Origin of the sequence: Bacillus sp. AFS041924, from assembly GCF_002577195.1 — a bacterium.
Lineage (GTDB): Bacteria > Bacillota > Bacilli > Bacillales > Bacillaceae_G > Gottfriedia.
The window spans coordinates 75,891-89,591 of the sequence record NZ_NULG01000016.1; the positions used below are offsets into that span (position 1 = coordinate 75,891).

General features: G+C 37.5%; 5 protein-coding genes. 4 read left to right on the plus strand and 1 reads right to left on the minus strand.

The features are described 5' to 3' along the window. Positions 1–133 precede the first annotated feature (133 nt). From hutU to COC46_RS05590, 3 genes are all read left to right on the plus strand, one after another. Complete coding sequence (gene hutU / locus COC46_RS05580) at positions 134–1,810, plus strand: urocanate hydratase (RefSeq protein WP_098808758.1); 1,677 nt, start codon at positions 134–136, stop codon at positions 1,808–1,810. Beyond that, the gene (hutI, locus tag COC46_RS05585) at positions 1,810–3,066 is read left to right on the plus strand and encodes an imidazolonepropionase (protein WP_098808759.1); all 1,257 of its coding nucleotides are present in this window, start codon (positions 1,810–1,812) and stop codon (positions 3,064–3,066) included. The genes hutU and hutI overlap by 1 nt, the downstream gene beginning before the upstream one ends. A gap of 70 nt (positions 3,067–3,136) precedes the next feature. Further along, positions 3,137–4,444: an MFS transporter gene (locus COC46_RS05590; protein ID WP_098808760.1), complete on the plus strand. Its 1,308-nt coding sequence runs from the start codon at positions 3,137–3,139 to the stop codon at positions 4,442–4,444. A gap of 198 nt (positions 4,445–4,642) precedes the next feature. On the opposite strand, the gene COC46_RS05595 is transcribed toward COC46_RS05590, so the two are convergent. Next, on the minus strand, positions 4,643–4,837 hold the full coding sequence (locus COC46_RS05595; protein WP_098808832.1) for a spore germination protein: 195 nt from the start codon (positions 4,835–4,837) through the stop codon (positions 4,643–4,645). Between the two features lie 466 nt (positions 4,838–5,303). On the opposite strand from COC46_RS05595, the gene COC46_RS05600 reads away from it, so the two are divergent. Next, positions 5,304–13,469 carry a S8 family serine peptidase gene (locus COC46_RS05600; RefSeq protein WP_098808761.1) on the plus strand — a complete coding sequence of 2,722 codons (8,166 nt, stop codon included), beginning with the start codon at positions 5,304–5,306 and terminating at the stop codon, positions 13,467–13,469. The last annotated feature ends 232 nt before the right edge of the window (positions 13,470–13,701 follow it).

A 13,701-nucleotide genomic window follows, 5' to 3' on the forward strand; every position in this document is an offset into this window, starting at 1 on the left:
TTGAGATAGTTTATAAAAATATAATTAAAAGATAAGTAAGGTGAAATATATTATAAAATAATCACCATTTTATAATTAAATATCGGAAAATTCATGTTAGACTGAAAACATCACATCTAGGGGGTAATAAATTATGAATACGGTTACACAAGATAAAGTAGTTAGATACAGAGGTACGGAATTAAACACAAAAGGCTGGCAACAAGAAGCAGTTCTTCGTATGTTAATGAATAATTTAGATCCAGATGTAGCAGAGCGTCCAGAAGATCTTGTTGTATATGGTGGTATTGGTAAAGCAGCTCGTAACTGGGAGTGCTTTGACGCAATTGTTGAGTCATTAAAGAATTTAGAAAATGATGAAACATTATTAGTTCAATCTGGTAAACCAGTAGCAATTTTTAAATCACATACAGATGCACCACGAGTTTTAATTGCAAACTCAAATCTTGTCCCTGCTTTTGCGAACTGGGATACTTTCCACGAATTAGATAAAAAAGGTTTAATGATGTACGGTCAAATGACAGCTGGTAGCTGGATTTATATTGGCTCTCAAGGTATTGTTCAAGGGACTTACGAAACATTTGCTGAATTAGCAAAACAACATTTTAATGGCACACTTGCTGGTACAATTACAGTTACTGCTGGTCTTGGTGGAATGGGTGGAGCTCAACCACTTGCTGTTACAATGAATGGTGGAGTATGCATCGGGATCGATGTAGATGAAACAAGAATCGACCGTCGTATTGAAACTAGATATACAGATGTAAAAACTGATTCATTAGATGAGGCAATTCGTCTTGCTGAAGAAGCGAAAAAAGAAGGTAAAGCATTATCAATCGGCCTAATCGGAAATGCTTCTGATATTTTACCAGAGATGATTGCTAGAAACTTTATTCCAGAAGTATTAACTGACCAAACATCAGCGCACGATCCATTAAACGGTTATACTCCGTCAGGAATGTCATTAGAAGAAGCTGCTGAATTAAGAGCTTCAAACCCAGAATTATATGTTGCTCGTTCAAAAGCTTCAATGGCAACTCATGTAAAAGCAATGCTTGAAATGATGGAAAAAGGATCTGTGACATTTGATTATGGTAATAACATCCGTCAAGTTGCGAAGGATGAAGGAGTAGAAAATGCATTTGATTTCCCAGGATTCGTTCCAGCATATATCCGTCCACAATTCTGTGAAGGGAAAGGACCTTTCCGTTGGGTAGCATTATCAGGTGATCCCGAGGATATTTACAAAACTGACCAAGCTATTTTACGTGAATTTGCTGATAATGAGCATTTATGTAACTGGATCCGTATGGCTGGGGAAAAAGTAGAATTCCAAGGTCTACCTTCTCGTATTTGCTGGTTAGGATACGGCGAGCGCGCTCGTTTCGGTAAAATTTTAAATGACATGGTTGCAAGTGGTGAATTAAAAGCACCAATCGTAATTGGCCGTGACCACTTAGATTCAGGTTCTGTAGCATCTCCAAACCGTGAAACTGAAAGCATGAAGGATGGATCAGATGCAGTAGCTGACTGGCCAATCTTAAATGCAATGATTAACGCTGTTGGTGGAGCAACATGGGTATCAGTTCACCATGGTGGTGGAGTAGGAATGGGTTACTCTTTACACGCTGGTGTAGTAATCGTTGCAGATGGTACAAAAGAAGCAGCGGCACGTATTGAGCGTGTATTAACAACTGATCCTGGAATGGGTGTAGTTCGTCATGCTGATGCTGGTTACGAGTTAGCTAAACAAACTGCTCGTGAAAGAGGAGTAAATATTCCAATGCTAGATAAAGGAACTGATAAGTAATGACAAAACCAATTTGGATTAAAAATGCAGCTCAATTAGCAACGCTTGCTTCTGATGTTAAAGGTCCTCGCTCAAAAGAAGCAATGTCAGTACTTGGCTTAATAGAAGATGGCAGCTTATGGATTGAAAATGGCGTAATCCAAGCTGTTGGTACAACAAACGAAATTCAAAATCGCTATGCAGAAAGAATTCAAGAAGCAGAAGTAGTTGATGCATCAAACCATCTTGTTACTCCTGGTCTAGTTGATCCACATACACATGTTGTGTATGGTGGAAGCCGAGAGCGTGAATTTGAAATGCGTCTTGAAGGTGCAACATATATGGATATTATGAATGCGGGTGGCGGAATTCATGCGACCGCCCGTATGACTCGTGAAGCGACTGAAGAAGAATTAATGGAGCAAACGATGCGACGTCTAGATTCATTCATCGCACATGGCGTGACAACTGTTGAAAGTAAGAGCGGTTACGGCATGGATTTAGAAACTGAACTGAAACAGTTAAGAGTGATGAAAAAATTAAAAGATAAGCATCCAGTTGAGCTAGTTCCTACTTTTATGGGAGCTCATGCAGTGCCAAAAGAGTTTAAAGGAAGAGAAGATGAATTCGTTGATCACTTAATCGGCGACATGCTACCAATCATTGCAGAAGAAAAACTAGCTGAATTTAATGATGTTTTCTGTGAAAAAGGTGTATTTACGCCAGAACAATCAGAACGTATCTTAGAAGCGGGTAAACAATATGATCTAATTCCAAAAATCCATGCTGATGAAATTGAACCGTATGGTGGAGCGGAATTAGCAGCTAAAGTTGGCGCTATCTCAGCTGAACATTTATTAAAAGCTTCAGATGAAGGTATTTCAGCAATGGCTAAATCGAAAACAATAGCTTGTCTTCTTCCAGCAACAGCACTTTATTTACGTGAAGATGCTGCAAAAGGTAGAAAAATGGTTGATGAAGGTGTAGCTGTAGCAATTTCAACTGATTGCAATCCAGGTTCTTCACCAACAACTTCAATGCCACTTGTAATGAACCTTGCTTGTATTTCGATGAGACTGACTCCTGCTGAAAGCTTAACAGCAGCAACATACAACGCTGCGTGTGCAATTAATCGTCAAGATCAAATCGGCTCACTTGAAGTTGGAAAACAAGCAGACATCGTATTATGGAATGTAAAAAACTATCAAGAATTACAATACTTATTTGGCGTTAACCATGTGCAATCTGTTTGGAAAAAAGGTATTAAGATTGTGTAATTAGTAGCAAAAAATGATAAATCAATGGGGGGCCCTTCTGATAAAAATTTAATAGGAGGAACGGTCTTTAATGAAAAATAATTATAGATTCTTTATCATTTTTATGATCATTATGATCACAATCGTTAATTATATCGACCGAGGTGCAATTGCATATGCACAGGCAGAAATAATTAAAGAGTTTGGATTAAGTCCAATCAGTTGGGGTGAAATCCTAGGATACTTTGGATATGGTTATATATTCGGTGCCTTATTTGGTGGAGCTTTTGCTGACAAAAAAGGACCAAGATTTATGTGGTTACTTGCCGCAACAGCTTGGTCAATTTTTGAGCTAGGTACAGTATTCGCTGGTCATTTAGGAGCTACTTTATTTGGTGGGTCAGCTTTAGCCGGATTCGCAGTTTTCAGAGTACTTTTCGGATTGGCAGAAGGACCGACCTTTTCTACTATGAATAAAACGATGGCTAACTGGGTTTCTCCAAAGGAAAGAGGGTTTGCAGTTGCACTTGGTTTAGTAGGTACACCTGTAGGGGCGCTTATTACTGCACCAATTGTTGTTGGTTTATTATCGGTAACAAATTGGAAAGTGACGTTTATCATTCTTGGGGTAATTGGTTTAATTTGGGCGTTTATTTGGTCTAAAGTATTTACAAACCTACCAGAAGATAATCCAAGGGTTACAAAACAGGAACTAGAGTTAATTCGCTTGAACAACCCAGTTAGTGGAAAAAGCATACAAGATCATACGCCGTGGTACCATTTTTTCAAAAATCCTACGTTAATCATGAATGCAATTGGATACTTTGCATTTTTATATGTAAATATTTTATTACTTACTTGGACACCAAAATATTTACAGGATGAATTTGGTTTTTCATTAGCATCGCTAGGATTCGTTGGAATGATACCATGGATTGGTGCGATTTTCACAGGTTTATTAGGCGGTAAAATATCAGATTCACTACTTAGAAAAACAGGTAATTTACGAATTGCTAGATCGTGGTTCACAGTGATTTCATTATTCTTTACAGCAATTTGTTTCATGCTGATTCCAACAGTACAAAGCGCGACTGCTGTCTTAATCTTAATGTGTATTGGTAATGCATTTAACTATTTACCAAACTCGATCTATTGGACAGTAGTATTAGATACTGAGCCTAAAAAAGCTGGAACATTTGGTGGTGTAACACATTTCATCGCTAACCTTGCTACAATTATTGCGCCTACCTTAACTGGTAGCTTAGTTGCAAAACACGGTTATAATGCGATGTTTATTGCGGCATCAATAGCGGTAACATTAGGGATGGTTGCAATGGTATTTGTTAAACCAGGTAGTAGAGAAGTAACAGCTAGACCTTCGAATGATCTTGCTGGTTAATCATGGTTTTAAAGAGAGATTGTTTCGGCAATTTCTCTTTTTTTATTGCTCAGTTAAAGAATCATGTTGATTTTTTTGCAATTAGAAGTCCCTTTACTTAAAATTCATGCTTTAATTCATGGATTACTTGGACCTTGTCTTGTTTGTTGATTTTTCCTTGTTTTTTGAACTAGTATCCATGTTCGAAATCCGAATGGTCTAGTCCGATAGATTTGCCCAAAATGTGACCGGAAGAATAACACATTCCGGTGACCCATCTGTTAAAACTGTAATTTTTCTATCTATTAGATAAGAACGGATTCGGTCTAAACGTTCAGAGATGAGAAATTTTGGAAATAGGGAAAATTTATCATCCGATATTAATTCCTCTACAAAACCAGGTGACTTATTGATGAACCCTTTTCAAATATACAATAGATTTTCTTATAAGACTGACTCTATTTTTAAAAATCTATAGCATTTTTTCTAAGTATTTAATTTTTGGAATCCAAAGTGACCATACAAAGTAAATTTTCTTAATAAAAAATAATGGAATATAGAAGCACACAATCAAGATTGAAATAAAATAGCTAAAATTCCCCCAAAATTGTCTATTTTTAGATGATTTATCGAAAAGTCAATATTACTGGGCAGATGGACTGAAAAAACGGAAAAAATAAACTAGTTTCAACAGAAATAAACTAATTTTTATATCGAAAGCAAGGTTTTTTGTTCGTCATTTAACCACAATTTCCTGCAAATCCCCCAATGTAGCTTCAGTACTTTTTAACGTATTATTAAGTCAAAGATTATTATTATTTAATATTTTTAATTTTTATAATAATTAATCATCAAGACGAGTAAAAGTGGGGGGAGTAACATGAAAAAGAGAAGAAAGAAACGAACAATATCGCTCGTTGCATTAAGTAGTGCGATGTTGCTAAATATGGTCTTACCACAAAGTGCCATTCTTGCACACGCGGAGTCGAATGCTAATCAGAAAAATCCATCTGATGGGAAATTTACAGCAGATGAAGTGAACCGCATTTTGGATGGATTAACACCAGAACAAAAAGCGAGCATCAATAAGTTGACTGGTGCGGATAACACGAAAAAAATCCACGTCGATCAGAAAGATTTAAAAAGCGGAAAAAATATTGACGTAATTGTTCAATTTAAAGCGGATCCAGCGAAGATTCAAATGATTAAGCAATCACTTGCAAAAGGAAGCGCAAGCAAGCAAACATTTGCTGCTGATTACTCAGAGGCAAAACAAAAAGTTGCTGATGCACATGCGAAATTTAAAGCTTTTGTAAAGGCGCAACCAGGTAAGCAAATCACTGGTGGAAAAGAAGTTTCGACGAATATCCGAATCACAAGAGAGTATACTGATTCTTTTAACGGGGTTGCGCTATCTGTTCCGGCGAGTATGGTTGAAACGATTGCAAGCCAGGCAGATGTTGCTTCTGTATGGTCAGTGGTCCAATACGAAGCAGAAGAAGGAACACCTTCAGTCGAAACACCTACAGCAACCGAAGCGACAGAGATTGGAAAACCAACTGCAGGACTTTCATTAATGGGAGTCGATAAACTACAAGCAGAAGGCCATACAGGAAAATTTCAATCAGGCCCTCGTAAAGGTCAACGTGTTAAAGTTGGAGTTCTAGACACAGGAATTGACTATAACCATCCTGACTTATATAAAGTAACACACGATGAGAACGGTCAATTATACGGAGGACACGACTTTATTAATTCTAAGGTTGATGCAGATGGAAACGTGATCCAAATAGATGATCATGATCCAATGGAAACAATTTATCCGGATTGGGAAGAAGCAAGAGAAAATTCACCTGGAAGTGTATCTTCTAATTACAAAGATTATGTCACAGAGCACGGTACACACGTATCAGGTACGATTGCAGCTAGTACGACAAATAATAATGACGTTTATTCAGCAAATGGTGTTGCACCAGATGTTGAACTTCATGGCTACCGAGTACTCGGCCCGGGTGGACATGGTACTTCTGACTCCGTACTAAGTGGAATTGAACAAGCAGTGATAGATAAAATGGATGTGGTGAATCTATCACTTGGTGCTATCATTAATGATCCATTTTATCCGACTAGTATTGCGATTAACAACGCAACATTACAAGGTCTCATTTGTTCAGTCTCTGCAGGAAACGCAGGTCCAGGAGTCGCGACACTTGGATCACCAGGAACTTCACCACTTGCCATTACGGTTGGTGCAAGTACCGTTCCAGTAAAAATTCCTGTCCAAACATTGAAATTCGGTAATACGCCTTATCAAGCACGTTTATTCGGGAAACATTTTGCAGACGCTGATGATGCGTTCAAAGGATTGTCGATTCCAATCGTTGATGTTGGTTTAGGAAGCCAAGATGATTATAAGGGAAGAGATATGAGTGGGAAAATAGCCGTTGTTAAACGCGGAGGCGATTCTTTATCTAAGAAAATGGCCAATGCGAAAGCTTCCGGGGCAAAAGGTATGATTATTTGGGATAACCAAGCTGATGAAGAAACCCAAGGTTATATTCCAAACTTCTTAGGGGTTAGCGGTGACAATATTTATGGTGTTTCGATTACACAAGCACAAGGTGAAGCACTCGTTAACGCAATCAAAGCCGACCCCGGGAACGCAAAGATTTCGTTCCCAATGACGCTGGATGCCCCAATCTACAAACCTGCTGATGAATTAGCATCGTTCAGTTCAACAGGACCAGTAAAAGATTGGAGCATCAAACCAGACGTTGTGGCACCAGGTGTCGACATTTTCTCAACACAACCATACGATGTGTGGGAACCAAATAGTAATAAAGATTATAAATATGCGTATCAATCGATGTCAGGTACATCAATGGCTGCGCCTCACATAGCAGGAATTGCAGCGCTTGTGCTAGCTGCACATCCAGATTACACACCGGCCGATGTCAAAACGGCTTTAATGAATACTGCAAAAGATATCAATATGGATTCAAAAACATATAGTGTGTACCAAGTTGGGGCAGGACGTGTCGATCCAGTCCGAGCAGTTCACTCAGACATCAAAATCCAAGTATTAGACAAAGCGAAAAGCATGACAACAATCGATGGGCAATCTCAATTTACGGAAATCGATAACACGACAGGTAGCTTATCGTTTGGATTTAATGGACGCGGAGAAGGAGCAAAACCTGGATCTGATGATGTTGTTCAATCAAAAGAGTTCGCAATTACAAACCAAGGTTCAACAAGTAAAACATTTAAACTAAGTTCTAAGTTTATTACAACAAAATTTGCGGGTTCAAATCCAGTAGGAGAAGGTACTGGAAATAATGTGAAAATCGACTTTTCGACTGATGATACAAATGTAACGTCTTTAAGTGTAAACGGTAGTAGCTCAGTGAAAGCAAACGCAACGATTACCGTGCCAGCGAACGCATTAGATGGTACGTATGAAGGTTATGTAAATGTTGTGAATGCAAATGACGCGAACGAATCATACCGCATTCCGTTCACAATCACCATTGCTGAAAAAGGAATTGATTTTAAAGTGGACGTCAAAGCGATGACACTTACAGAGCGATATACTGGAAACTATAACCCAAATATTGGAGCACCAGGTTCAGGATATACTTTTTCTGTTAACAGTGGAATGGAAAGTAGCTATGTTCTATTGAAGGATAAAGATGGAAACTATATCGGAGTCGTACAAAATATTAGCGATATAAGTGCGGCTGGTCCTGGGGTTATTTATGGTCCTATACAAATGCTTGTTGGTGGAAGATATTTACCATTTACAAAACCATTTGATGGCTCACTTGATCAAAATGGGATCGGAAAAACGCCTTCGATTCTTGAAGAAGGTACCTATTCAGTTGAGATGATTGCAACTGACAAAGATGGGAAAAAATTCACAAAAGAAGACACTCTTTATGTAGACTACAAAGCTCCTACATTAACGATGGATAGTGATTCGAAGCCAGGGATTTATGAAATCGACCCAACAGGATACAATCCAGGACAAGAAGTGAAAAGATTTTATGGTACAGTGTATGATTCGAATATTGATGTCATGAAAAATAATGGCGAAACTACTTTAAAAGATATCGATACTCTTAAACCTTCACCTGTAGATCAAGGGCAGAACACTGTTTTTGGTTATAAAGATGGTCCATTTATAACATCTATTTTTAGAACGGATGGAAGTGGTCGTTTTAATTTCGGTTTAACACCTGATGACATTAAAGCAAAAGGAATGAAATTTGTTATCTATCCTAGTGACTTTGCTGGGGCAGGTGACTGGTATACAACGAAGAAAAAATATTACTTCATCAAAAAAGGATCTCCTTATGTAAAACTAACAGCTTTTGGAGGAGTAGACCCAGAGCTAGAAAGCAAAGGAAACGTGGTCGTTGAACCGAAAAAACCATTTAAAGTGTCACTAACGACGAAAAATGGAAATGGAATGGCCGGCGGTACGTTTTCAATTGAAGCTTCCTATACGCTTGAATATTCGAATATTAAGCTTTCTGACGAGTATGTAAACTATTTAAGTAGTAAAGGAATTACACCTAAACTAACAATTGGACAGTCATATTTAAATCAAAACACAGGCAAAAATGCAATCGATGTAACCATTTCTGGCATTTCTGAAGCGGGTGCGCTGACGCAAGATATGAAGATTTTAGAAGCAGATCTGACTTATAAAGATGAGAATGCTTATGTTGGCCCAATAGACGAAAGTCTCGCTGTTGAAAAATCACGCTTCATAATCGATGGAGAAGACACAGACGTTCCGGCTTTCTTAACGAATATGCCACTTGTCAAACAACCAATCTCACAAGTGACGGGCCCTCTGTTTGCGGAAAGCTTCAGAGCAAACAGTCTAAGCGGAAGTTTTACGAATATTACGAAGGATTCAGGCGCGTTCGTTACAGCAAAAGACGCGGATGGTAATACGTTTGTAACAGATAACGCAAGCGACACAAACACTGTTCAATACCAAAATCAAACGACAGGTACGTATTCCATTACAATGAAAGCAAGTGACAAACCATATTCAATTGAAACGTATATGCCAGGTCATTTCAAAGGATATCAAACAACGCCAGTTATTGGTTACAACAAATTCGGTTACCAATCAGGCTCTTACTTTAATTTCGCATCTATAAACACACCACTTTTACTTGGTGGAGATGTAAATGGCGATAATGTAATTGATATGAAGGATTTAGTTTCAGAAATTCAAGCATATGCTGATTTCGATTTTCTAAAAGGTGTATCAGCACCTTCAAAGGAAAAAGCAGAATTCTTTACAAATTCTACTGCTCATCGGAATAATGACATTAGCTGGGCTTTCTCAGGATTAAATTCATTTGGAAGTTACTCTTTCAGTAATATTGATTACAATGATTTTTACTTTATCTTTAAAAACTTTGGTAAAAAAAATCAAAGTGCAATTGATGCAGGTAAGGTAGTCCCAGAACCACAACTTACTTTGACAGAAAATCTGTCTATCACATCAAATAGAGGAAATTATACAGATTCTTCATATGATTCAAAAGTGAAAACTTATGACTTATCTGCTGGTAATGGTCTAGGTGAAGTAATGGCAAAGCTAAACTTTGCTGGTCCAGTGCAAAAAACATCTGTCACACAATTACCAACTTTACAAGATTTGAAAAATGGTTCGACCGTTTCGTTCATCCCAACGAGCAATGTCATGTTAGATGATGTGGTATGGCGAGATGCGATTACAAAGGTTGAATTAGGAATAGGTGGAAATTTCACTGACGTAACGGATGCATTTGTACCAAATACAACCAATCCAGCTGTATGGATGACAAAAGGAACTGCTACATTTGACCCGAATAAAGGGACTGTATATTTGCCTGCTAAATTAACGTTACACGGTTCCTTAATTAATACGACTGGCACGTACACGGTTCGCATCTCTTCTGATGGCTATCAACCAGTCACGACAAGCTTTACAATTGCTTCAGTGCCGATTCCAACTCCGACCATTCCAATGGTTACTGATCCAGCAAAAGCCCATATTGGAAACGATATTACGTTTAACTATACATTTGCTGATGATGCAAATTGGCGAAATGGAATCAATAAAATCGTTGTAAAAACAGCTGGTTTAACAACAGGCTTAGATATTACGGATCTAAAAGATGGTAATGGTAACTACTATTATGATCTTTCGCAACCTGGACAAATTACATTTAAGGCAGATTTATTTAAAACTGATGCAAAACTTGATCCGAATAACGCAAATTCGTATAAAGCGGCCATCAATCCAGGTGGAGCTAACTTTTTACCTCAGCTATATCGATTTGATATCGATTCAAAAGGTGAAGATGGAACCATCTATCCGACGGTAACGATTGGTGGAGATGGCACAAATGCGGCTCAACCAATTGGATATGGCATTACGTTTGATACAAAAGGTGGAAATGAAATTAAGCCATTTGCAGTCGGTTTCAGTCCAGCCAATTCTAAATATGGTAGCTCAGGATTCACTATATTTAATAGTAATTCAAGTGGAAATCCGCTTCCTGTCAAACCTGGTTATACATTTGCTGGTTGGTATAATGTTGATCCAGTGACGAATGAATTAACAACCTTTTGGTATGCACCTGGCATCTTAACGTCTGATTTAAAAATTGCTGCAAAATGGCAAGTGAGTTACACACAAAACAATTCACCTGTTGATTTGTCGAAACCAGATGGTGAGAAATTTGTTGGTACAGTACTTGGTGAAGGCCCAGTTACGATTAAAATTCCAGACTATACAACGAATACACCATGGTTAAAGAAAAAGAGCGATATTGCAAAAATTGACGCAAAGTACAGAAAAATGAAAGCAGATGGCACGTTTGAAACAACAGATAGTACGTATACGTTAGATCCAACTACGTATGATTTAGTTGATAATGGTGACGGGAGTGGTACGTTAACCTTCACAACGGCGACAGAAGCCTATGCAACAGCTCATCCAAGTGAAAAGTTTGCATTTAGTCGAGCGCCAAGTTCAAATGGCTATCAACTGACATTAACGTCAACAACTGGAGAAACCCTTCAAATTCCAAATGTGAAACTAGGTTATCGCCGACACATTGAATTAAATGGAGGCACATTAAATTCACCTGGCGATAGTTTCTTTAGTGACAAACTAGTTAACGGGAAAGCATTTGGTATTGATATGCTTTCAGCAGCACAAAGAGTGAAAAATGGCAACCTTTCAATGATGCCAAACCTTTATTATGATGCAGCCGGAACAAGCGGACAAGATGTACCAATTTCAACAGCAACTGGTAAGGTATTGAAAAACAATGAAACGTACTACATCGCTTGGATGAAAACACCGCCTCAGGTTACAAAGGATGTCGTAGGAAATATTGTTGGAAGTGATATTACGATCGCCTTTACAGATGACGGAACTTGGCGAAATAATATCAAGAAAGTTAGCATTGGTTCAAAAGTACTAAATGCGGGTACTGATTATAATATAACTTATGATTCAGTAACACACAAAGGTTCGATTACACTTGATAAATCATTATTTACAGCTGGACAAAAAGTAAATGTGAACATTTCGTCCGAAGGGTATTTGGATGCGACTGTAACAGACCAAGTCATTGGTTACACAGTTACATTTGAAACAAACGGAGGAGATGCAATCGATCCGCAAATCGTAGACTCACGTGTTACAATGCCAACTGAACCAACAAAAGTTGGTTATAAATTTATCGGATGGTACACTGACGAAGCGTTAACAACGCCGTTTGATTTCATAAGTATTGTAACAAAACCAATCACACTTTATGCGAAATATGCCTTAGCAACATCGATCGTAACAGCAGATACAACTGATAATGCATTAGGGAACGATATCGTATTAGAGTTCAGTGATAAAGAATGGGCAAATGCTATTACAGGCATTAAACTCAATGGTAGTGCTGTAGATGAATCGAAATACAATGTGGATAAAGTTAACCGTACGATTACGTTAGATAAGAGTTTGTTCACAAGAACGAGAGATTATACAATTACAATTAAGGCTACTGAGTATGCTGATGTGACAGTAGTTCAAAAAATAGTAAATGGATATCATGTGCATTTCGTCCTTCCAGATGATGCTCCAGCAGAAGTAAAAGAAGGGACAAAAGATCAAATTGTATCCCGTAGAATTACAGCACCAACAGTTTATGGTTATGATTTGACTTATTTCGTAGATGCAGATTGTACAATCCCTTGGGATTTCACAAATACAATTTACTCTGAAAAAACAATTTATGTAAAATGGTCGATTCATAAGTTCACAGTAGAATTTAACAAGCAAGATGGAAGTTTAGTAGAGACTAAGAAAGTGGATTATAACACGACAATGACAGCACCAACAGCACCAACAAGAACTGGATACACTTTTGTTGGATGGTATAAAGATGCGGAAGGAAAAACACCATGGAATTTTGCTACAGATAAAGTAACAAAAGATACAGAGTTATTTGCTAAGTGGAACATTAACTCGTATACAGTTAAATTTGATAGCCAAGGTGGAAGTGTAGTAGATGCTTTAAAAGCAAACTATAACACAATGATTGCTGAACCAACTGTACCAACAAGAAAAGGTTACACTTTTGTTGGATGGTATAAAGATACTAAAGGTCAAACACCATGGGATTTTGCAACAGATAAAGTAACGAGTGACACAATAATTTACGCAAGATGGTCTCTAAATGCACCTATCGTTAACCAAATCGATGAGAATGATCCAAAGATTTCAGGATCGACTTTAGCAAATGCAACGGTTACTATAAAAATCAATGATGTTGTAATTGCAACAGGTAAAGCTGATTCTAAAGGAATATTTAGTATCAAAATTAAACAACAAAAAGCAGGTACAGAATTATCAATCTATGCAAAGGATTCAACTGGAAACGAAAGTTCTGCAACAAAGATCAAAGTTTTAGAACACAAACCACCAAAAGGACCAAATAATTATATAATTGATGACAATGATCCAAAATAATTTGAATGATTGAGGTAATTACTAAAAAGTGAAGTAACAAGCAGTATAAAATACTTTTAAAGAAGTCAAAAAGGGTGCTTATGATATAAAAGAGATTGATTAAATACCCTTTTTGAAAGTAAATCGAATAGAACATCTTTTTTCAAATACAAACTTTCCCTTAAAAATAATAAAAGACAAGAATACAAGCTTTGTATTCTTGTCTTATTTTTTTAAAAGAAAATCTTTGGCT